The 22,076-nt window shown below is 72.4% G+C and carries 18 protein-coding genes; 9 read left to right on the top strand and 9 right to left on the bottom strand.

Translation table 11 applies throughout. The annotated features are described in order from the left end of the window. Window positions 1-31 precede the first annotated feature (31 nt). Window positions 32-853 (bottom strand): SDR family NAD(P)-dependent oxidoreductase, encoded by an 822-nt coding sequence (locus BJ984_RS02230; protein WP_179546646.1) that lies wholly within the window; start codon window positions 851-853, stop codon window positions 32-34. Here BJ984_RS02230 and BJ984_RS02235 point away from each other — a divergent pair. Further along, window positions 811-1,359 carry a TetR/AcrR family transcriptional regulator gene (locus tag BJ984_RS02235; RefSeq protein WP_179546647.1) on the top strand — a complete coding sequence of 183 codons (549 nt, stop codon included), beginning with the start codon at window positions 811-813 and terminating at the stop codon, window positions 1,357-1,359. The two genes, BJ984_RS02230 and BJ984_RS02235, sit on opposite strands and share 43 nt — an antisense overlap. A gap of 13 nt (window positions 1,360-1,372) precedes the next feature. Here BJ984_RS02235 and BJ984_RS02240 read toward each other — a convergent pair whose 3' ends face one another. From BJ984_RS02240 to BJ984_RS02265, 6 genes are read right to left on the bottom strand one after another with little or no spacing between them, the layout of a single operon-like run. Beyond that, entirely contained in the window at window positions 1,373-2,563 is a 1,191-nt protein-coding gene (locus BJ984_RS02240) for an ROK family protein (protein ID WP_271206365.1), read from the bottom strand. After that, entirely contained in the window at window positions 2,560-3,906 is a 1,347-nt protein-coding gene (locus tag BJ984_RS02245) for an ABC transporter substrate-binding protein (protein ID WP_179546648.1), read from the bottom strand. Before BJ984_RS02245 ends, BJ984_RS02240 begins: the two co-directional genes overlap by 4 nt. A gap of 38 nt (window positions 3,907-3,944) precedes the next feature. After that, window positions 3,945-4,901 (bottom strand): acetylxylan esterase, encoded by a 957-nt coding sequence (locus tag BJ984_RS02250; RefSeq protein ID WP_218869955.1) that lies wholly within the window; start codon window positions 4,899-4,901, stop codon window positions 3,945-3,947. Continuing rightward, complete coding sequence (locus tag BJ984_RS02255) at window positions 4,901-7,495, bottom strand: glycosyl hydrolase family 95 catalytic domain-containing protein (protein WP_179546649.1); 2,595 nt, start codon at window positions 7,493-7,495, stop codon at window positions 4,901-4,903. The genes BJ984_RS02250 and BJ984_RS02255 overlap by 1 nt, the downstream gene beginning before the upstream one ends. Then, window positions 7,492-8,457: a carbohydrate ABC transporter permease gene (locus BJ984_RS02260; RefSeq protein ID WP_179546650.1), complete on the bottom strand. Its 966-nt coding sequence runs from the start codon at window positions 8,455-8,457 to the stop codon at window positions 7,492-7,494. The genes BJ984_RS02255 and BJ984_RS02260 overlap by 4 nt, the downstream gene beginning before the upstream one ends. After that, window positions 8,457-9,410, bottom strand: a complete 954-nt coding sequence (locus BJ984_RS02265) for a carbohydrate ABC transporter permease (RefSeq protein WP_179546651.1) — start codon at window positions 9,408-9,410, stop codon at window positions 8,457-8,459. The genes BJ984_RS02260 and BJ984_RS02265 overlap by 1 nt, the downstream gene beginning before the upstream one ends. Before the next feature lie 95 nt (window positions 9,411-9,505). On the opposite strand from BJ984_RS02265, the gene BJ984_RS02270 reads away from it, so the two are divergent. Further along, window positions 9,506-11,689: an alpha-galactosidase gene (locus BJ984_RS02270; protein ID WP_179546652.1), complete on the top strand. Its 2,184-nt coding sequence runs from the start codon at window positions 9,506-9,508 to the stop codon at window positions 11,687-11,689. A 96-nt stretch (window positions 11,690-11,785) separates the two neighbouring features. Next, complete coding sequence (locus tag BJ984_RS02275; protein ID WP_179546653.1) at window positions 11,786-12,997, top strand: ROK family transcriptional regulator; 1,212 nt, start codon at window positions 11,786-11,788, stop codon at window positions 12,995-12,997. A gap of 50 nt (window positions 12,998-13,047) precedes the next feature. Here BJ984_RS02275 and BJ984_RS02280 read toward each other — a convergent pair whose 3' ends face one another. Next, entirely contained in the window at window positions 13,048-13,728 is a 681-nt protein-coding gene (locus BJ984_RS02280) for a GntR family transcriptional regulator (RefSeq protein ID WP_179546654.1), read from the bottom strand. Between the two features lie 103 nt (window positions 13,729-13,831). Between BJ984_RS02280 and BJ984_RS02285 the strand changes: the two genes are divergently transcribed. From BJ984_RS02285 to BJ984_RS02310, 6 genes are all read left to right on the top strand, one after another. Further along, window positions 13,832-14,875 carry a sugar ABC transporter substrate-binding protein gene (locus BJ984_RS02285; RefSeq protein ID WP_179546655.1) on the top strand — a complete coding sequence of 348 codons (1,044 nt, stop codon included), beginning with the start codon at window positions 13,832-13,834 and terminating at the stop codon, window positions 14,873-14,875. 103 nt (window positions 14,876-14,978) lie between these two features. Continuing rightward, complete coding sequence (locus BJ984_RS02290) at window positions 14,979-16,067, top strand: mandelate racemase/muconate lactonizing enzyme family protein (RefSeq protein WP_179546656.1); 1,089 nt, start codon at window positions 14,979-14,981, stop codon at window positions 16,065-16,067. Further along, window positions 16,064-17,104, top strand: a complete 1,041-nt coding sequence (locus BJ984_RS02295; RefSeq protein WP_218869956.1) for an ABC transporter permease — start codon at window positions 16,064-16,066, stop codon at window positions 17,102-17,104. The genes BJ984_RS02290 and BJ984_RS02295 overlap by 4 nt, the downstream gene beginning before the upstream one ends. Continuing rightward, window positions 17,101-18,132 carry an ABC transporter permease gene (locus tag BJ984_RS02300; protein WP_179546657.1) on the top strand — a complete coding sequence of 344 codons (1,032 nt, stop codon included), beginning with the start codon at window positions 17,101-17,103 and terminating at the stop codon, window positions 18,130-18,132. The genes BJ984_RS02295 and BJ984_RS02300 overlap by 4 nt, the downstream gene beginning before the upstream one ends. Further along, on the top strand, window positions 18,129-19,727 hold the full coding sequence (locus tag BJ984_RS02305) for a sugar ABC transporter ATP-binding protein (RefSeq protein ID WP_179546658.1): 1,599 nt from the start codon (window positions 18,129-18,131) through the stop codon (window positions 19,725-19,727). Before BJ984_RS02300 ends, BJ984_RS02305 begins: the two co-directional genes overlap by 4 nt. After that, window positions 19,714-21,075 (top strand): MFS transporter, encoded by a 1,362-nt coding sequence (locus BJ984_RS02310; RefSeq protein WP_179546659.1) that lies wholly within the window; start codon window positions 19,714-19,716, stop codon window positions 21,073-21,075. The genes BJ984_RS02305 and BJ984_RS02310 overlap by 14 nt, the downstream gene beginning before the upstream one ends. 80 nt (window positions 21,076-21,155) lie before the next feature. Here BJ984_RS02310 and BJ984_RS02315 read toward each other — a convergent pair whose 3' ends face one another. Then, window positions 21,156-22,073: an SDR family oxidoreductase gene (locus BJ984_RS02315; RefSeq protein ID WP_179546660.1), complete on the bottom strand. Its 918-nt coding sequence runs from the start codon at window positions 22,071-22,073 to the stop codon at window positions 21,156-21,158. Window positions 22,074-22,076 lie beyond the last annotated feature (3 nt).

Here is a 22,076-nt window from a genome sequence, read left to right on the forward strand (position 1 = left end):
CTACCACTGCCGCCGACCCGGCCCGGCTCCCTCAGCCCGCTGACACCTCATCGGGCAGCCGCACGGCCTTCGGACGCATCATCCTCTCGGCGGTGCGAAGGCCGAACCGCCTGCTGAGCACTCGGGTCGACAGGAAGGCGACGACGCTGTTCATGCGCCCGTCGACCACGGAGGGCGCCGTGGAGCGCAGGGCTCGCCACGCGGTGTCGACCACCTGGTGCGCTTGGCGCTTGTTCTTCGCCGGCCCCGGGTTCATCGGCGTCTCGGTGTCGCCCGGGGCGACGGAGAAGATGCGCAGGCCGTGGTTCCGATGCTCCTCCGACAGCGCCTCGGTGAGGCGGATCACGTAGGCCTTGGAGGCGGCGTACGCCGCGAAGTGCGGGAGGGGCTGGTAGCCGGCCCCGCTGGCGATGTTGATGATCGTGCCGCGGCCGGCGCCTCGCATCCGGATGACGGCGGCCCGGGTCAGCATCGACAGCGCCGTGATGTTGACGTCGATCATCCGGCGCAGCTCGTCGGGATCCATCCGGTGCAGATCGCCCTCGGGGGCGGTGCCGGCGCTGTTGACGAGGTGGTCGAGCCGAGGCAGCTGCCCGGTGATGATCTCGACCAGACTCGCGACGTCCGCCGCGTCGGACAGGTCGGCCGTCCGCACGGACGCGACGATCGCGTGCTCGGCCGAGAGTTCATCGGCCAAGGCGTGCAGCGGTGCCCCCGAGCGAGCGACCAGCATCAGATCGAAGCCCTCGCGGGCGTAGCGGCGAGCGAACTCGGCACCGATCCCGGAGCTGGCTCCGGTGACGAAGGCGAGTGGGCGGGCTGGGATGTCCAGATCGCATCCTCGCGGCAGCACGGGAACTGGTCGGTCGAGGCGAGGATCTCGGGCTGAACGCGGTCGCCCGCCGGGCCGAGGTGGGCGTGGGCACGGTGTACCGGCACTTCGCCACCGTCGAGGAGCTCGAGGAGGTCGTGACGTGGGATCGCTTCGACGAGCTCGAGCGAATCCTGAGCGACACGGGGCCCGATCGCTTCGAACGGTCGCTCTCGGAGCACGTCTCGCTGCTCGTCGCCGATCCGCTGTTCGAGCGGGTCACCGCCCGCTCCGACGCCGCCCTCCCCCAGACGGCCGCGAAGCGCGCCGCGCTCATCGATCGCCTCACGGCGGTGCTCGAAGAGGCCCAGGCCGCCGGAACGGTCAGACGGGGCGTCGACGCGACCTCGGTTCTGCTCCTCGCCTGCGGCGTGGCCCACTCGATCCGGAGCGCGCGACTCGCGCCCGACGGCGATGCGGCCCGGGCGCTTCTCGGGACGATCCTCCGCGGCCTGCGAGCGGAGGCCCGGCCGGCCGAGCGCGGGTGAGCCGTCCGACAGCTCAGAACTCCTGGCGGACCGCCGCACGGATGACGGAGGCCGCCGCGCCGCGGGCCCAGTCCTCGAAGGTGTGCGCCCGCGTCACCAGCAGGCAGTCCGCCGCCGCGCCGAAGGCGTGCGCCGCGAAGGTCCTGCGGATGGTGCGCTCGTAGAGCTCGAACTCCTGCATTCCCTCGCCCGCCACGAGCACCGTGTCCGGTCCGGTGAGGTTCGCCACGATGGCGAGGGCGGCGCCGATGGCCGTGCCCGCGCGGTCGAAGGCGGCCATGGCGCCGGGCACACCCTCCCGCGCCAGGCCGGCGGCCTCGGCGAGGGTCAGCAGCGGAGCATCCGTCGCCGCCCGCACCGCGCGCAGGACCGCGCCCGAGGAGGCCACCGCCTCGACGCAGCCCCGCCGCCCGCAGACGCAGATCGCGTCGAGCGACGCCAGCGGCAGGTGCCCGAGCTCGCCGGCCACGCCGTGCGCCCCCGACACCACGTCGTCGTTCAGGTAGAGCCCGCAGCCGATGCCCGAGCCGATCGTCACGACCGCGAACGAGCCGGAGTCGCGGCCGACGCCGAACCAGTGCTCGGCGATGGTGAGCGCCCGCACGTCGTTGTCGACCCGCACCGGCACGCCGAGCCGGGTGGCGAGCGGATGCGCGAGCGGCACGCCCCGCCAGCCGAGAAGCGGTGAGTCCCGCACGATCCCGGTCGCGGCGTCGACGTCGCCCGACACGGCCACGCCGACCCCGATCAGCCGGGCGGCCCGCTCGCCGAGCAGCACGCCCAGCTCCTCGGCGACCCCGGCGACCGCCTCGATGACGGCGGCGGGCGAGGTGGACCCGAGCGGGCGCCGCAGCACGTGCAGGATGTCGGCGGTCATCCCCGTGGCGACCCCGATCACCTCGTCGGGGTTGACCTTGACGCCGAGCACGAGCCGGGCCGAGGGCACCACCCGCAGGGGGTGCACCGGCCGGCCCGGCGCCGCCCCGGCCGGAGCGGCGCCGGCCAGGGGGCGGTCGACGGCGACGATGCCGTCCAGGAGCAGGGGCGCCACCGTCTTGGTCACGGCCGCCTGTGAGAGGCCGGTCTGCCGGCCGACGTCGATCCGGCCGATCGGACCGTGGGTGAGGATGCGCGTGAAGATGTCGACCGAGGCCGGCGTCCTCAGCCTCAGCCGCGCATCCTCACCCGTGCCGGTGGCGATCACCCGGCCAGGATCTCTTTCGAGGTCGCGGCCATCTCGGGGAAGACGTCGTCGTCGCGCTCGTGCGTGAAGTACGCCTCCATCAGCGGCTGGATCGTCGTGCCCATCTCGGAGCCGTTGGCGGAGGGGTAGGCCGGGTAGATCCAGCCGTTCTTCGCCGCGTCGACGAAGACGCCGAGGTCGACGCCCTTGCTCAGCTGGTCGGCCGCGACCGCGTCCATGGCGCCGGGGATCGACGGGAAGAACGAGCCGCTCTGCAGGGCCGCCTTGGTCTGGCAGTCCTCGGAGCCCATGTAGGAGATCCACTTCCAGGCGTTGTCCTTGTTCTTCGACCCGGCCCAGAGCTCGTTGCCGTTGGAGTTCGACATCATCGAGCGGGTGGTGCCGTCGGGGCCGAGCACGGTCGGCGCGATGCCGACCTCGAGTCCCGGGAGCTGGGCGAAGGTGGTCGCCGACCACGATCCGCCGGAAGACATGGCCACCTTGCCCGAGCCGAGCTGCTCGGTGTCGCCGATCGTGAACTCGCCGAGCTTCGGCGCGATGCCGCGGTCGGAGAGGCCGCGCACCCAGTCCATCGTCTTGATGAACTCGGGGTCGTCGTAGCGGAACTGCGTCGCCCAGGCCGCCGGGTCGCCGATCTTCCAGCCGGTGGTCGAGATGAACGGGTTCCAGGTGGTCTGGCCGATGTAGTCCTCGGTGCCGAGGTTGCCGACGCCGTAGGTGGCGACCTTGGTCTTGTCGAAGCCGGGCTCGTCGCCGCGCACACCGTTCTCGTCGATCGTCAGGTGCGTGGCGATCTCGTCGAAGGTGCCGCCGTCGTCGGGGTTCCAGGTCATCGAGGCGATGTCGTCGGCGGTGTAGCCGGCCTGGGTGACCATGTCCTCGTTGAAGTAGATGGCGCTCGCGGCCCAGTCCAGCGGCAGGGCGTACTGCTTGCCGTCGGTGTACTTCCAGTTCTCGACGCCGACGTTGAACACGCCGAGGTCGTAGTCGCTCTTCGCGATGTAGTCATCGAGCGGCTCGAGCTGCCCCTGCTTGGCGTAGGCGTCGAAGAACTGCACGCTGTTCTGGAAGGCGTCGGGCGCGTTGCCGGCCACGAAGCCGGCGGTGAGCTTGGTGAAGTAGTCGTCGACGCCGTACTGCGAGATGTTCACGGTGACGCCGGGGTTCTCCTCCTCGAAGCCGGCCAGGCACTCCTTGTACGACACGGCCTGCTTCTCGTCCCAGGTCCACCAGTTCACGGTGCCGCCGGCGGAGCCTCCCCCGCCACCTCCCGCGGAGCAGGCGGCGAGCGGTGCGGCCAGGGCCAGCACGGCCAGGGCGGGGATCAGTCTTCTCGTTCTCATGGTTCCTCTTCGATCATGATGTGCAGGGCGGTGTGGTGTCAGGCCGGGCCGACGGTCTCGGCGAGCACCCGGAGGGTACCCGCGAGATCGTGCGACCCGCCTGCGTCGTGGCCGTTGAACGGCCAGGTGACGATGTGACGTTCGGCGACCCACGCGTTGTGGACCGCGAACACGGTGGAGGGCGGGGTGATGTCGTCCATCAGCCCGGCCGAGAACCAGGCGGGCACCCGGGCGCGGGTGGCGAGGTTCACGGTGTCGACATAGGCGAGCGTCTGCAGCACCGACGCCTCGAGGTGGCGGGCCCGGGTCAGCAGGTCGGCGATCTCGCGGTAGGGGTAACGGTCGGTTGCGCCGACGGCCCGGGGCAGGTCGGCGAGGAAGGGGGCCTGCGCGAGCACGGCGCGAACGTCCTCCGAGAGCACGCCCGCCGCGATCGCGATGCCGCCGCCCTGGCTGTTTCCCACCACGGCGACCCGGTCGGCGTCGACCTCGGCGAGCCCGCGCACGGCGTCGACCGCCCGCACCGCGTCGGTGAACACGCGACGGTAGTAGTAGGAGTGCGGATCGGTGATGCCGCGGGTCAGGAAGCCCGAGGGCGCGATCGGCTCGAAGCCGGGGTCGCGGGTTCCGCCGTCACCCTGTCCGCGGGTGTCCATCACGAGGTGGGCGTAGCCGGCGGTCGCGAACAGGAGGTCGTCGATCGGGGCGCCGCGCCCGGCGCCGTACCCGGTGAAGTGCACGACGGCGGGCAGCGGGCGGTCGCGCATCCGGGGCAGTCTGAGCCACGCCCGCACCGGGTCGCCGCCGAAGCCGGGGAAGGTCAGGTCGACCACCTCGACCCCCACGAGGCCGGTGTCGACGGGGGTGCGGATGACCGTTCCGCCCGCGTCCCGGGCGGAGGCGATCGTGTGGGCCCAGAACTCGTCGAAGTCCTCGGGCACGACCTGGCTGCTGCGGTACTCCCGCAGCACCTCGAGCGGAGCGTCGACGAGCATCAGCGCAGCCCCGCCCCGGCCGGAACGAGCTCGGACAGGTCGAGAACGGTCTCGTCGGCGTCGAGCGGCACGCGCATCCGCCGGCCCCGCAGCTCGACCTCGACGGCGCGCGGCGAGGCCTCGGCCAGCCGCCGCACGACCACCTCGACCGGCTGACCCCCGGCCCAGCGGAGGTCGACCGCCAGGGCGCCGGGCAGTCGCGCGCCGAGCAGCTCGCCGTCGGCCCACGCCCCGGGCAGGGCGGGCAGCAGCCGCACGGCCCCCTCGGCCGTGCCGAGCACCAGCTCGCGCACGGCGGCCGCGAAGCCGAAGTTGCCGTCGAGCTGCACGGGCGGATGCGTCGAGAACAGGTTCGGCAGCAGTCCGCCCCACTCCGAGCCGTCGACGGGTGCGAGCCGACGGTGGTCGCGCTCGAACGGGGCGCTGGCCTCGCGCAGCAGCTCGCGGGCCGTCTCGCCGTCGCCGAGGCGGGCGCGCAGGGCGATCTTCCAGGCCCACGACCAGCCCATCGCGCCGGGGCCGCGCCGGTCGAGGGTCGCCACGGCGGCCTTCGCGAGCTCAGGCGTGGAAACGGGGTCGATCAGGCCGAGCGGGTGGACCGCGATCATCTGCGACATGTGCCGGTGGTCGGGGTCGACCTCCACGAGGTCGGCGCCCCACTCGCGCAGCCGGCCGTCGGCGGTGGCCGTGAACCCCACGAGCCGGGGCAGCGCCGCCGCGATCTCGGCGAGCACCGGATGCTCGAGCCCGAGCATCCCGGCCGCCTCCGTCACCCGCCCGAACAGCGCCCGGATCAGTGAGATGTCCATGGTGGAGGACTGCGCGAGCGACTCGGCACGGCCGTCGGGCCCGCGGAAGAGGTTCTCGGGCGAGGTCGACGGGATCGTGCGGAGACCGGGCCCGCTGCCGGAGCCGCCGACGGAGCCGACGGCGCCTTCAGCGGGAACGTCGTCCACCAGCCAGTCGAGCGCGAACTCGGCGGCCCCCACGAGCACAGGCCAGGCCCGCTCGCGCAGGAACCGCTCGTCGAGCGAGTAGCGCCAGTGCTGCCAGAGGTGATCGGTGAGCCACAGCCCGCCCATCATCCAGATCGCCCAGGAGGGGTTGCCGTGCCCCGCCCCGACCGGCAGCGAGTAGCCCCACGGGTCGGTGTTGTGGTGGGCGACCCAGCCGCGGGTGCCGTAGAGCCGGCGGGCGGTCTCGGCCCCGGTGACCGAGAGCCGGTCGATCAGATCGAGCAGCGGCCCGTGGCAGACGCCGAGCCCGCTCGACTCGGCGGCCCAGTAGTTCATCTCGGTGTTGATGTTGATCGTGTAGTTCGACGACCACGGCGGCCGCAGCCGGTCGTTCCAGATGCCCTGCAGGTTCGCCGGCGGCGAGCCCGGACGGGAGGCGGCGACCAGCAGGTAGCGCCCGAACTGGGTGAGCACGGTGGCCGTGAGGGCGTCGTCGTCGCTGTGCAGCACGTCGCGGGCGACGTCGAACAGTCCCGCGCGGCGGGCGCCGATGCGCAGCGTGGAGGCCCCGAGCAGCGGTCGCACGTCGTCGAGGTGGGCGGCGAGCAGTTCGGCCGGGGCGGTCGCGGCGGCCCGCTCGGCGAGCCGCAGCGTGTCGGCGATCAGGGCGGGGCGTGCGGCAGCGGTCAGGTCGGAGCCGTCGCCCTGCCACCAGCGGCGGCCGGTGCTGTCGGTGGCGATCGCCACGAGGGCCCGGCGCACGCCGGTGAGACGGATGCCCGTGCCGGCCGCCGTGGCGACACCGTCGCTGTGCACGGCCACCGCGATCGCGGCGTAGGGGTCGTACTCGGCGGCACCCGCGTCCCGCTCGTCGCGGTAGACCAGCGGTTCCGCGACCTGCTCCTCGTGCAGCGGGGCGCCGTCGACCGGCAGGCGGACGCCCAGGGCGACCGACGCGGCGCCCGAGCGGTCGCCCGCGCCCTCGCCCACACCCGCAGCCGCCTCCGCACCCGAAGCCGCCCCCGCACCCGCGCTCGCCCGCTCCAACCGCAGCGGGGTCGAGACCGCGAGCTCGACGTCCGTCGGCACGTCGTAGCTGAGGTGCACCAGCACGCAGCCGGCCGGGGCGGACGCCCATACGGTGCGGGTGGTGCGCGATCCGTCGACGCCGGCCCTCTCGCGCACGATCGCGTCGTCGAGGTCGAGCTCGCGGGCGTAGGACCCCGCGACCTCGGCGTCGCCCGGAACAGCGGATCGCGCATCCGGCAGCTCGGTCACGACCAGCTCGCCGAGGGGCAGGAACTCCTGGCTCCACGGGCCCTCGAACGAGTACAGCAGGCGCTCGGCCTCGCGGTAGTCGCCGCGGTCGATCGCGGCCCGCACCTCCGCCAGCCGCTCGGGGCCGGCACCGCCCGCCACCAGCTCGTCGAGGGCGCGCGACCCGGCCGTCGGCGTGCCCGACCAGACCGACGAGTCGTTCAGCTGCAGCCGGGTGCCCGAGCGCCCGCCGAAGACCATGGCGCCGGTGCGGCCGTTGCCGACCGGGGTGGCCTCGACCCACTCGGCGGCAGGTGCGGTGAAGCCCAGGCGCAGCGCGTCGGCACGGGGGCGCTCGACGAGCGCGAGGTCGTCGGTCATTTCAGCCCCGTGAATCCGATGGAGTTGACGATGCGCTTGCCGAAGACGAGGAAGAGCAGCAGCATCGGCAGCGCCGCGACGAGGGTGGCCGCCATCAGCCCGGCCCAGTCGGGCGAGGCCTGCGGCGACGACTGCTTGAAGACCGCGAGCGCCAGCGTCAGCGGCCGCACCGAGTCGTCGCTCGTGACCAGCAGGGGCCAGAAGTAGTCGTTCCAGGCGGTGATGAAGCCGAGGATCGACAGCGTGATGATCGGCCCCGAGGTCATCGGCAGCGTGATCCGGAACAGCACCCGGATCCGCCCGGCGCCGTCGATCAGCGCCGCCTCCTCGATCTCCTCGCTGAGGCCCAGCATGAACTGGCGCAGGAAGAAGATGTTGAACGCCGAGAACAGGGCCGTCGGCAGGATCATGCCCGCGAAGGTGTTCAGCAGGCCCAGGTCCTTCACGAGCACGAAGTTCGGCAGCAGGGTCAGGATGCCCGGCACCATCAGTGCCGCGAGGAAGACCGAGAACATCAGATCCCGCCCCCGCCACCGCAGCCGTGCGAAGGCGTACGCCGCGATGGTGGAGAAGAACACGATCGCCACCGTCTGGATGGTCGCGTAGATCACCGAGTTCAGCAGGAAGTGCAGGATCTCGATCGAGGCGCCCGAGCCGCCCTCGGCGAGCGACTGCTCCTGGCTGGCGATGCCGAGCACGCGGGCGAAGGCGCCCCAGGTGAAGTCGACGGGCAGCAGCGATCCCGGGTCGCGGATGAGGGAGTAGTTGTTCGAGAAGGCGGTGCGGAGCATCCAGTAGAACGGGAAGACCGTCACGACCAGCACGATCGCGATGTAGAGCCAGGCCACGGCCCGGCCGGCCGAGAACCGGGAGATCGTGCGGCCGCGCGGCGCCTTCGGGCGTTCGGGCGTGGTGAGCACCTCGGTGGTCACGCGGGGGGTGGGCTTCAGGATGGTTGTCATCAGTTGGTGTCCGATTCGCTCGCCCGCATGAGCCGCATCTGCAGGAAGGTGATGATGATGAGCATCGCGAAGAGCGCGAGCGACATCGTGGCGCCGTAGCCGAAGTCGAACTGGCCGAAGGCCTTGTCGTAGATGTACATCTGCAGCACGTTCGAGGCGTTGGCGGGCCCGCCCTTGGTGGTGACCGCGACGATGTCGAACACCTGGAACGAGCCGATGACGGTGAGCACGAGCACCATCGCGAGGATGGGGCGGAGCAGCGGGAGCGTCAGGCGGCGGAACATCTGCACCTCGTTGGCGCCGTCGATGCGGCCGGCCTCGTAGATGGTGGGCGGGATGGTCTGCAGCCCGGCGAAGATGATGATCGCGTTGTAGCCCATCGACTTCCAGACGCTGATCATGGCGATCGAGGGGATGGCCCAGGCCCGCGATCCGAGGAACATGATCGGCTCCCCGGTGAGCTGCTCGATCAGCATGTTCACGACGCCGAGCTGGGAGTCGAGCATCCACGACCAGGTGGTCGCGGCGACGACGCCCGAGATCAGGAACGGCAGGATGATGATGCCGCGCACGACGGTGTTCGAGGTGAGCCGATGCAGCACCACGGCGGTGACCAGCGAGATCGTCATGCCGAACACCACGCTGAGCAGCACGAAGTAGACCGTGACGCCGAGCGACGACCAGAACACCTGGTCGCCGAACAGCCGCACGAAGTTGTCGAAGCCCGTGAAGGTCGGCGGCGTGAGCACCTTGAAATCGGTGAAGCTGAGGTAGATGCCGCGGAGCGTCGGGTAGAGGAAGAACACCAGGAACCCGACGAGCGCCGGGGCGATCAGCACCCAGGCCAGTCGCCCGTCGCCCCGGTGCGCCGGGGAGTGCGAGTTGATCGCCCCCTGGCCCTTGACACGGGTGCTCTTCGCGGCGCGGGTGCCGCGAGACGCTGTAATCGCCATTGATCTCGCCCATCTGGTAGGTCGTGCTCGAGTTGCGGTGTCAGCATAAGTAGCAATAATTGATGGTGTCAAATAATTCGATGGAGAAGGACGAGATGAGCTCTGCACCCCACCGCATCCCCCACCTGCGCGCAGCGGGGGTGTCCCTCGTGCTCGACGCGACGGGCGATGCCCCCTCGGTGCTGCACTGGGGCGGCGATCTCGGCCCGCTCTCCGACGCGGAGCTCGAGGCCCTCCGGCTGACCTCGGGCACGGCCCGGCTGCACAACGCCCCCGACGTGGCGCGGCGGTTCCCGCTGCTGCCCGGGGAGCGGCACGACTGGTCGGGGGTGCCGGGGCTGAGCGGGCACCGGGCGGGCGGGGCGACGACGCCGCGGCCCGTGCTGCGGGAGGTTCTCGTCGACGTGCAGGATGCCGGCGGCTCGATCGAGCTCCGCTTCGACGACGCGGTCAGCGGGCTCGCCATCGGGCAGCGGGTCACCCTCGAGCCGAGCGGGCTCGTCGGGGTGTCCGTGACGATCGGCTCGACCGCGTCGGCCGGCGACGCCCCCTACGACCTGGCCGGGCTCGTGGCCCAGCTGCCGCTGCCCGCCCGCGCGACGGAGATCCTCGACTTCACCGGCAAGTGGAGCCGCGAGCGCGAGCCGCAGCGCACGCCGGTGCGCGACGGCCTGCACGCCCGCGAAGTGCGCCGCGGCAAGCCCGGCGTCGACTCGCCGTACCTGATGGCGGTGGGCACCCCGGGCTTCGATGCGGGCCACGGCGAGGTCTGGGCGATGCACGTCGCCTGGAGCGGCGATCAGCGCTGGTTCGTCGAGCGGCTGCCCGAGGGCGCCGGCGCGGCGTCCGCCGTGCTCGGCGGCGGCGAGCTGGTGCGGCCGGGCGAGATCCGGCTGGCCGCCGGCGAGACCTACTCGACCCCGCTCGTGCTGTTCGCCTGGTCGGGCGAGGGCCTGGACGGCGTCGCCGACCGCTTCCACGACCGCGTGCGCTCCGACCGCCGGCGACCGGGCGCCCAGCCGCTCGTACTGAACACCTGGGAGGCGGTCTACTTCGACCACGAGCTCCCCCGGCTGATCGACCTCGTCGACCGCGCCGCCTCGATCGGCGTGGAGCGGATCGTGCTCGACGACGGCTGGTTCCGCGGCCGCCGCGACGACCGGGCGGGGCTCGGTGACTGGCAGATCGACGAGGGCGTCTGGCCCGACGGGCTCGGCCCGTTCGCCGAGCGGGTTCGTTCGCACGGGATGCAGTTCGGGCTGTGGTTCGAGCCCGAGATGATCAACCTCGACTCCGAGCTGGCGCGCGCGCATCCGGACTGGGTGCTCGGCCCGGAGGCCGGCCTCGGCACCTCGAGCCGGCACCAGTACGTGCTCGACATCGCGCATCCGGAGGCCTTCGCCTACCTGCTCGACGCCATCTCGGAGCTGGTCGAGGCGTACTCGATCGACTTCCTGAAGTGGGACCACAACCGCGACCTGATGGAGGCCACCCGGCAGACCGCCGGCGGGGCGCCCGGGGTGCACGCGCAGACCCTGGCGCTCTACGCCCTGCTCGACGCGCTGCGCAGCCGCTTCCCCGCGCTCGAGATCGAGTCGTGCGCCTCGGGCGGCGGCCGCGTCGACCTCGGCGTGCTCGCGCGCACCGACCGGGTCTGGACCTCGGACTGCAACGACCCGATCGAGCGGCAGCGCATCCAGCGCTGGTCGGAGCTGCTGCTGCCACCCGAGCTGCTCGGCTCGCACGTGGGCGCCGAGCGCTCGCACACGACGCACCGCTCGGCCGACCTGTCCTTCCGGCTGGCCACCGCGCTGTTCGCCTCGGCCGGCATCGAGTGGGACATCACGCGCTGCACCGACGAGGAGCTCGAGGCGCTGCGCCGCTGGGGCGGGCTCTACAAGGAGATCCGCGAGCTCGTCGCCACCGGCCGCCGGGTGCACGCCGACCTGCCCGACGACCAGACCCTGCTGCACGGCAGCGTCGCCGCCGACGGCTCGCGGGCGCTCTACGCCTGGGCCCGGCTCGGCACCTCGGCGGCCGGTCAGTCGGGGCGGGTGCGGATGCCCGGGCTCGACGCCTCCGCGAGCTACCGGGTGACCGTGCGAGACGAGCTCGGGGCAGCGGCGCTGCACCAGGGCGAGGGGCCCGAGTGGTTCGACGCGGCCCGGGCGGGCGGCGTGGAGCTGCCGGGCACGGTGCTCGCCGTGGCCGGGGTTCCGCTGCCGACGCTCGACCCGGCGCAGGCGGTCGTGCTCGATCTGCGGAGGATCGAGCGCTAGCGGACGGGTCGGCTCCGCCCGCGGGCCGTCGGAACGCGCGGGCACCCGCCGCGGCCCGGCGACCGGCAGAATGGGGTGCACGACGGAAGGGTCGCGATGAGCAGCGTGCGGATCGGCGAGCGGGCGGGCGAGGCGCTGCGCGTGCTCGGAGCCGCGTCGCCGGCCGCCGTGGACATCTTCACGGGCATCCTGACCCACGGACCGCTCTCGCGCACCGACGTCGCGAAGGCCACCGGGCTGTCGCAGGCCGCCGTCACCAAGGCGGTGGCGCCCATGATCGCCGCCGGGCTGATCGTCGACCACGACCCGGCGCCGCGCGGCGGCCCCCGCGGCCGGCCGGCGAACCCGATCAAGGTCGACCCGGCCTCGCTCGTGGTGCTCGGCATCAAGGTGAACCCGGGCGAGGTGATCGGGGTCGCCACCGACCTCGGGGCCCGGATGCTCGTGTCGGCCCACCAGCCGGTCGGCCGCTCCTTCGACGCGGTGGTGGAGGGCGTCGCCGAGATCGCCGAGCGGCTCTGCGCCCTGCTCGGCGACCGGCGCGAGCGGCTCGCCGGGATCGGGGTCTCGGTGTCGGGCGACGTCGACTCCCGGAACGGCCTCGTGCGCGAATCCGCTCTGCTCGGCTGGACCGGGGAGGATCTCGGCGGTGCGCTGACCGAGCGGCTCAGCGTGCCGGTGCTGATCGAGAACGACGTGCGGGCGCTCACCATCGCGGAGCACTGGTTCGGCGAGGGCGTCGGCACGAGCTCGTTCGCCATCATCACGATCGGCAGCGGCATCGGCTGCGGGCTGCACGTCAACGGCGAGGTCGTCGAGGGCGCCTTCGGGGTGGCGGGCGAGATCGGGCACCTGCCGCTGACGTCGGAGCGATTCGTCTGCACCTGCGGGCGGCGCGGCTGCGTGGAGGCGGTGGCGTCGACCGGGGCGATCGTGCGCGCGGTGGCCGAGGCGGGCGGGGTGCGGGACGGGCATCCGGTGGCCACGATCGCCGAGGCCGTGGCGCTCGCCCACGACGGCGACCCCGTGGCCGTCGAGGTCTTCGACCGGGCCGGCACCGTGATCGGCACGGCCATCGCGACGGTCGCGAACCTCACCGGGCCCGAGATCGTGCTGATCACGGGCGAGGCCGTGTCGGACTACGACCTCTACGACCAGCGGCTGCGCGCCGCCTTCGAGGCCCACGCCTTCGGCGCCGCGGGGCGCTGCCGCATCGTGCTGCGGCCGCACGCCTTCGAGGACTGGGCGCGCGGGGCGGCGGCGGCGGTGCTGCAGGGCATCGTGCAGCAGCGCTACACGGCGAACTAAGGGCTGCCCGGTCTCGTGCCGGGCTGACGACCGCCGGCTGCCGAGCCGGGTCAGCGGCCGGCGGCCTCCGTGCCGAGCACCCGGCCGAGCGAGCTGTCGAGGTGGCCGCGCATCGCCTCGGCCGCCCGGTCGGCGTCGCCGTCGCGGATCGCGCGCACGATCTCGACGTGCTCGTCGAGCGTGCCGTGGCCGTAGCTGCCCGCGTAGGAGAGCCGGAAGATGTGCAGGTGGCAGTGCGTCCTGGCATAGGTGCGGCTGATCAGCCCGTTGCCCGCGGTCTGGAAGACCAGCCCGTGCAGCCGCTCGTCGTGGGCCGAGAGCGCCCCGGCCGGAAGGGCGGCCGGGTGGCCGCTCATCGTGCCGAGCTCCGCGTCGAACGCCGCCAGGGCAGCGTCGTCGCGACGCCGGGCCGCCGAGGCCGCGGCCGCCGGCTCGAGCAGCATGCGCAGCTCGTAGAGCTCGATCAGCTCGTCGCGGGTGAGCAGCTCGGTGGTGCGGTAGCCCCGGAGCGGCACCTTCACGACGAGCCCTTCGGACTCCAGGCCGGCGAGCGCCTCGCGCACCGGCGTCGGGGAGACCGAGAGCTGCCGGGCGGCGTCGTCGATGTTAATCCGCCGGCCGGGCGGAATGGCTCCGGACATGATCAGGGCACGCAGGTGCTGATGCACCTCGGTGGGCCGGGGCGACCCCGAGGCCGCGCCGAACGAGTCGAGATACTGCCCCTCGAGCATCCGTCGCCCCCTCCTGCTTGACAGGATCCAATCTATCGTGGAGCATGGCTCAAATCCTATAGGAAAATCAAATAGGATCACCTGCACCGATGGAGGCTCAACGATGAGACGCACCACGATTCCCCTCGCCCTCGCCGCGATGACGACGGCGGCCCTGCTGCTCGCCGGCTGCACCCCGCAGGCCTCGTCCGGAGGCGGTGAGGCGACCGGGCTCGACTCCGTGAAGGTGGCCCTCGTGCCGGGCGGCCCGCACCCGTACTTCCAGCCGTGGATCGCCGCGGCCGACCAGGCCAAGACCGACTTCGGCCTGGGCGACGCCACCTTCAACGAGACCGCCGGGTGGGACCAGACGAAGGAGAACGACGTCATCAACTCCCTCGTGGCCAACGGCTACAACGCCTTCGGCGTGTTCGGCGTCTCGCCCACCGACATCAACTCGACCTTCCAGAACCTGAAGCAGAACGGCATCGCCAGCGCGGCGCTCGGCTCCTGCCCGGCCGGAGACACCAACGACGCCGACTTCTGCCTGTCCACCGACACCGAGGCCGCGGCCTACAAGGCCGCGCAGGCGACCATCGAGGCGATGGGCGGCAGCGGGGTGCTGGCGCACCTCACCGGGGTGAACGTCGACTCCAACACGCAGCGGCGCATCGCCGGGGTGAAGAAGGCGGTCGAGGAGACGAACGGCGCCGTCACCCTGCTCCCCGACGTGACCGACATCGACACCGACATCACCACCGCGCAGAAGGCCGTGGCCGACCTGCTCGCCTCGAAGGGCAGCGAGATCACCGGCATCGTCTCGACCGCGTACAACCCCGCGGTCGCCGCTGCCACCGCGGTGAAGGAGTCGGGCCTGCCCATCTCGCTCGTCGCGATCGACGACGACGAGACCATCCTCGCCGCCATCGAGGACGGCTCGGTGTACGCCACGATCGCCCAGAACCCGACCGGCCAGGCCTACGTCGGCAGCTATGCCCTCGCGAAGCTCGCCAGCAAGGAGTGCACGATGTCCGAGCCCGGCGCGATCATCGACTCCGGCTCCTTCGTCGTGACGAAGGAGAACGTGGCCAGCTACGACGACGAGCGCACCGCCGCGAGCGAGCAGCTGATGAAGGACTTCGACGCCGACTACCTCGTCTGCTCCTGACCCCGCACCCCCCTTCCGGCCGCCCCGCGGCCGCTCCCCCTTCCGGCCGCCCCACGGCCGCTGTCCCTTACGGCCGCCCACGGCCGCTGTCCCGGAGGCACCGATGCCGATCATCACCACCGCCCGCGCCCGCCTCGTCGACCTCGAGGTCGAGACCGTGCGCACCGACGCCGTGCAGAGCTTCGTCAAGCAGGAGACGGTCTTCGTCGAGATCGACACCGACGACGGCCTGACCGGCGTCGGGTACTCCTACACGATCGGCACGGGCGGGCGGGCGGTGCTGTCGATGCTGCGCGACCACCTCCTCGACCTCCTGCCCGGGCAGGACGCGGCGGACGTCGAGGCGATCTGGCACCGCCTCTTCGCCTCGACCCGCGCGACCACGACCGGGGCGATCACCTCCCTCGCCCTCGCCGCGGTCGACACGGCGCTCTGGGACCTCAAGTCCCTCCGCGCCGGCGCCCCGCTCTGGCAGACGGCGGGCGGGTTCCGCCGCGAGGTGCCGCTCTACGACACCGAAGGCGGATGGCTGCACCTCTCGACCGACGAGCTCGTCGAGGGCGCGCTGCGATCGCGCGCCGCCGGCTGGTCGGGTCTCAAGATCAAGGTCGGCATGCCGCACGTCGCCGACGACGTCGAGCGGCTGCGCGCGGTGCGCGACGCCGTGGGCGACCGGATGGACCTGATGGTCGACGCCAACCAGTCGATGACCGGCGCCGAGGCGATCCGGCGGGCGAGGGCGTTCGAGCCGCTCGACCTGTTCTGGCTCGAGGAGCCGCTGCCCGCCGACGACGTCGCCGGGCACCAGCGGCTCGCCCGGGCGACGAGCATCCCGATCGCGGTCGGGGAGTCGATGTACTCGGTGGCGCAGTTCCGGGAGTACCTCGAGCGCGGGGCCGCCGGGATCGTGCAGGTCGACGTGGCCCGGATCGGCGGCATCACCCCGTGGCTCAAGGTCGCCCACCTCGCCGAGGCCTTCAACGTCGCGGTCTGCCCGCACTTCCTGATGGAGCTGCACGTCAGCCTCGTGGGCGCCGTGCCGAACGGGCGCTACGTCGAGTACATCCCGCAGCTGCGCGCCATCACCCACGGCGAGCTCGAGATCGTCGACGGCCGCGCCCTGGCGCCGACCGCTCCCGGCCTCGGCATCGCCTGGAACCAGGACGCCATCGACGACCGGATCGTCGCGTGACGAGCCGCCCCGCTGTCGTGCGCTGGCTCGGCACCCCCCGCTTCGTGCTGATCGCGATCATCGCGGTGCTCGTCGGCGTGCTGGTCGCCCTCAAGCCGTCGTTCCTGAACGGCGCCTTCGTGCTCGCCCCGCTGATCACCTCGATCGCGGTCTTCACCGTCGTCGGGCTCGCCCAGATGACGGTGCTCTCGATCGGCCACATGAACATCGCCGTCGGCCAGATGGCGGCGTTCGGCGCGATGGTCGCGGGCATCTCGTTCGACCTGTTCGCCCTGCCCCTGGTGGCCGGGATCCTGCTCGGCCTGGTCGCGGGTGCCGCGATCGGGGCCGTGACGGGCTGGATGATCGCCCGCACCGGGGTGAACTCGTTCATCGTCACGCTCGCCATGAGCTTCGCGCTGCTCGGTCTGGTGCCCACCGTCTACTCCGCGCTCAGCACCGGGTCGGCCTTCGTCGTGAAGCCGGAGGGCTTCGACCTGCTCGGCCGCACCTCGTTCGCATCGGTCTGCCTCGCCGGCTGGTGCGGCCCGGCGGCCATCCCGCTGATGGTCGTGCCGGTGCTCGTCGTGATGGCCGTGATCGGGCTGCTCTACCAGCGCACCCGGTACGGCCGCGAACTGCTGCTCACCGGCAGCAACGTCACCGCCGCCGAGCTGTCGGGCATCCCCACGGCGCGGCGGATCGTGCTGGCGCACACGCTCTCGGGCACGCTCGCGGCGCTGGCGGGCATCCTGCTGGCCACCAGCATCGGGTCGTTCACGCCGTCGATCGGCGACGAGTTCATGCTGCAGTCGTTCGTGGGGCCGATCCTGGGCGGCACGCTGCTGGCCGGAGGCTACGTCTCGGTGGTCGGCACCTTCCTCGGCATCACGCTGACGCTGGTGATCCGCAAGGGGCTCGAGCTGTTCGGCGTCGGGATCGAGACGCTCAACGTGCTGCTCGGCATCATCCTGCTGGTGGCCCTCTCGGCCGACCGGGTGAGGGAGATCAGGCTGCGGAGAGGCCGCACCCCCACCGCCGAGGAGGTGCCGGCATGAACGGCGGCCGTCGCACCGGCGTGCGCGCCCTGCTGCGCTCGCAGAGCATCACCCTCGTCGTGATCGTCGTCGCCGGCACCGTGCTGCTCGGCCTCGCCTCGGGCGGAGACCTCTTCTCCCCCGTCGGCGTCCGCACCTTCTTCCAGTTCCTGGCCGTGCCGATCCTGATCGGTCTCGCGCAGATGATCACGGTCGCCGTCGGCCAGCTCAACCTCGCGGTCGGTGCCATCGGCGGTGTCGCCGCCGCCCTCGCCGCAGTGCTGATGGCCGACGTCGGCGTGCCGCCCCTGCTCGGGGCGATCGTGCCGCTCGCGGTCGGGCTGCTCGCCGGACTCGCGAACGGCTGGCTGGTCGTGCTCACCCGCATCAACGGCTTCATCGTGACGCTGGCGACGATGACCATCCTGCTCGGGGCGCAGTACGCGCTCGTCGGCACCCGCACGGTCTCGGCCGCCAACTGGGAGCCGCTCGCCGCCGTCGGCCGGGCGACCGTCGTCGGCGTGCCGGTGATCTTCCTGGCCGCGGTGGCCGTCGCGGTCGTCGTGGCCCTGGCCTTCCGGTACACCCGATCCGGGCGGCGACTCCTGGCGAGCGGCGACAACCCCGAGGCCGCGCGACTGCTCGGCATCTCGAACGATCGCAGCGTCGTGCTCGCGCACGCCGCCTCAGGCCTCCTCTGCGGTGTCGCGGCGCTCGTCAGCCTCGCCGCACTGCCCGGGGTGAACCAGAGCGTCGGCGGTGACTGGCTGCTGCCGAGCTTCGCCGCCCCGATCATCGGCGGCGTCTCGCTGACGGGCGGCACCGTCGCCGTGCTCGGCACCGTGCTCGCGGCGACGGTCGTGCGCCTGGTCGACACCGCGCGGGCCGAGTTCCAGCTCGCCCCCGCGTGGGTGAACTTCGTGATCGGCGCCGTCGTGCTCGGCACCGTCGCCCTCGACCGGGTGCGGCAGGTGCGCGCCGAACGGCGGCGGGGCGCCGAGCGTGCCGAGGATGCCCGGACCCCCGAGACCGTGGAGGCCTCCCGATGACCGTTCCCGCTCTCCAGGCCCTCGCGATCTCCAAGTCGTTCCCGGGCGTCAAGGCGCTCGACGAGGTGTCGCTCACCCTGCTGCCCGGATCGGTGCACGCCCTGCTGGGTGAGAACGGGGCGGGCAAGTCCACCCTGATCAAGGCGCTCACCGGCGTGCACCGGCCCGACGGCGGGCGCATCCTCGTGGCCGGCCGCGACGGGCGGGCGGTGGAGACGTCGCTGGCCGACCCCGCCGCGGCGCGGGACGCCGGGATCGGCGTCGTGCACCAGGAGCGCAACGTCATCCGCGGCTTCAGCGTGGCCGAGAACATCGTGCTCGGGCGGATGCCGCTGCGCGGCGGCCGGATCGACTGGACCCGCGTGCACGACGAGGCCGCCGCGTGCCTGGCGCAGCTCGAGGTCGCCCTCGACCCGGCCACCCCGATCGCCGAACTGTCGTCGGCGCAGATGCAGCTCGTCGAGATCGCCCGCGCGCTCTACACCGAGACGCGGGTGCTGCTGCTGGACGAGCCGACCGCGTCGATCAGCGGCGCCGAGAGCGACCGGCTGTTCCGCGTGGTCGACCGGCTGCGCGACGAGGGCGCGGCCGTCCTGTTCGTCAGCCACAAGCTCGAGGAGGTCTACGCGCACTGCGACACCGTGACGGTACTGCGCGACGGCCGCTCGGTGCTCGAGTCGCAGCCGCTGGCCGCGCACTCGCACGACGAGATCGTCGACACGATGGTGGGGCGGGCGCTCGGCTCGCTCACCGTGCCCGCGCGCGCCGCTCCGCGGAGCGAGGCCCCCGCCCTGGAGCTGTCGTCGGTCACGACGACCGCCGGGCACCACGGGGTCTCGCTCCGCGTGCGCCCCGGTGAGATCCTCGGCCTGTACGGGCTGGTGGGGGCCGGGCGCACCGAGCTCGCCCGGGCGATCGTGGGGCTCGAGCGGATCACCGCGGGAGAGCTCCGGGTCGAGGGGGTGCCGGCGCGCATCCGCTCGGTGCGTCAGGCGCTGCACCGGCACCGCATCGGCTACGTGACCGAGAACCGCAAGGAGGAGGGCGTCTTCCTCGAGCAGAGCATCACGAGGAACATCGCGGTCACGGTGTGGCCGGAGCTGCAGCGCGGGCCGGGACTGATCAGCGCGCGGCGCGAACGGGAGCTCGTGGCCCGCTTCGTCGACGACCTCGACATCCGCATCTCCTCGCAGGCCCAGCTGGCGGGGCGGCTCTCGGGGGGCAACCAGCAGAAGGTGTCGCTGGCGAAATGGCTGGCCGCCTCCCCGCGCATCCTGATCATCGACGAGCCGACCGTCGGCATCGACCTGCGCACGAAGCGGTCGTTCTACGAGCTGATCTGGAAGCTCGCCGACGAGGGCATGGCGATCCTGCTGATCTCCAGCGACCTCGCCGAGATGATCACGCTGGCCGACCGGATCGCGGTGATGGACCGCTTCGTCATCACGGGGGAGCGCGAGAACAGCCATGAGTACGACAGCATGAGCCAGGAGATCATCCGGCTGATCCATTCGCACTCGGCGGAGGCCGGACCGATCGGCGAGTCGGTGGCCGGGGCGGTCACCGAGGAGGAGGGCATCGATGTCGCGGGCTGAGGGATCGACGGGCGTGAACCGGCGGGTGGCGGCCGCCGCGCTCGTGGGGTCGGCGCTGGAGTGGTACGACTTCTACCTCTACGGCACGGCCGCCGCGCTGGTGTTCAACCGCATCATCTTCACCGACGCCGACCCGACGGTGGCCACCCTCGCCGCCTTCGCGACACTCGCGGTGGGCTACTTCATCCGGCCGCTCGGCGGGCTGATCTTCGGCCGGCTGGGCGACACGGTGGGGCGCAAGAATGTGCTCATCATCACGCTGCTCGTGATGGGCGTCTCGACGGTCGCGATGGCGTTCGTGCCCACCTACGAGCAGGTCGGGGTGTGGGCGCCGATCATCCTGGTCGTGCTGCGGGCGGTGCAGGGCATCGGGGCCGGGGCGGAGTTCGGCGGGGCCGCGATCCTCTCGGTCGAGAGCGCGCCGGCGCGATCGCGCGGGCTCCAGGGGGCGTGGCCGGCGGTCGGCGTCTACCTCGGGCTGCTGCTCGCGTCGGGGGCGTTCGCCCTCGTGACGCAGCTGCCTGAGGAGGACTTCCTCGCCTGGGGCTGGCGCATCCCGTTCGCCGCGAGCGTCGTGGTGATCGCGGTGGCGCTGTTCATCCGGCTGAAGCTCGCCGAGAGCCCGGCGTTCCTCGAGGCGCAGGAGCGGGCGGCCGCCGAGCCGACCGTGAAGGCGGCGCCGATCTCGTCGGTCTTCCGCTTCGAGAAGAAGGCGGCGCTCGTGCTGATCGGCAGCCAGACGCCTCAGAACGTGCTCGCCTACGTCAACCTCACCTTCCTCACCGCCTACCTCGTGGGCACCCTGAAGCTCGCGAACTCCGTCGGCCCGATCGCCGTGACGGCGGCCACCTTCGCGACGATGATCACGCTGCCGCTCTTCGGCGCGCTCTCCGACCGCGTCGGCCGGAAGCCGGTCGTGCTGTTCGGCATCGGCTTCTCGGCCCTGTTCGTCTTCCCCTACTTCGCGATCATCGACGGCACCCGATCGCCGCTCGGCATCACGATCGCCGTCGTGGTGAGTCTCGGCGTGGGCGTCGGCGCCATGTTCGGGCCGCAGGGCGCCTACTTCTCCGAGCTCTTCACGGCCCGGGCCCGCTTCACGGGCCTCGCCTTCAGCCGCGAGGTCGCCGGCGCCCTTTCGGGCGGCCTCACCCCGCTGATCGCGGTGGCCCTCGTGGCGGCGGCCTCGGGGGCGTCGTGGCTCGTGGCGCTCTTCGTCATCGCGGCCTGCGCCATCGGCTTCGCGGCCACCGCCCTCGGCCCCGAGACCCGCGGCCGCTCCCTCGACGCCCTCACCCCGGCCGAACTCGCCGCCTCCACCCCACCCCGCGGCCCCCTCCCCCGCTGACCCGGCCGGTTCGCGCACGCCTCACGGGCGCCGACCTCGTCACGGGCTCGGAGGCCCCGAGGAGTGCGGGGAGCATCCGATCAGGGGGTGGGCATCGCGCCGTTGACGTTGAGGGTCTCGCCCGAGACGTAGCTCGACTCGGCCGAGGCGAGGAAGACGTAGGCGGGCGCGAGCTCGGCCGGCTGGCCGGCGCGCTGGTAGGTGCTCTCGTCGTCGAAGGCCTTCATCTGCTCGTCGCTGACGCCGCCCGAGACCTGCAGCGCCGTCCAGGTCGGGCCCGGCGCCACCACGTTCACGCGGATGCCCCGCGGCGCCAGCTGCTGCGCCAGCCCCTTCGAGAGGTTGTTGATCGCCGCCTTCGTGGCCGCGTAGTCGACCCGCTCGGGCGACGGCTGGTACGCCTCGAGCGACGCCGTGTTGATGACGGATGCCCCGGCCGGCAGGTGCGGCAGGGCGGCCTTGGTGATCCAGAAGTTCGCGAAGACGTTCGTGCGGAAGGTCTGCTCGAACTGCTCGTCGGAGAGGTCCTCGAGCCGGTCGACCGCGATCTGCTTGCCCGCGTTGTTGACCAGGATGTCGAGGCCGCCGAGCTGCTCCACGGCGTCCGAGACGAGCTGCCGGCAGTGCGCCGCGTCGGTGATGTCGCCCGGCAGGCCCACACCGCGGCGCCCGGCGGCCTGGATGAGATCGAGGACGTGGCGGGCATCCGCTTCTTCGTCGGGGAGGTACGAGATGGCGACGTCGGCGCCCTCGCGCGCGAACGCGATGGCCACGGCGCCGCCGATGCCCGAGTCGCCGCCGGTGATCAGCGCCCTGCGGCCGATCAGCCGGCCAAGACCGCGGTAGCTCTCCTCGCCGAGGTCGGGCACCGGCCGCATCGGCCCCTGCACGCCGGGCTCGGGCTGATGCTGCACGGGCGGTTCGACCCGCGCGTACCGGGTGACCGGGTTGTCGAAGGTGTACTGATCGCGGGCGTCGTCGCTGCTGGTCGGGCTCATGCG

This window comes from Herbiconiux flava, from assembly GCF_013409865.1.
Lineage (GTDB): Bacteria > Actinomycetota > Actinomycetes > Actinomycetales > Microbacteriaceae > Herbiconiux > Herbiconiux flava.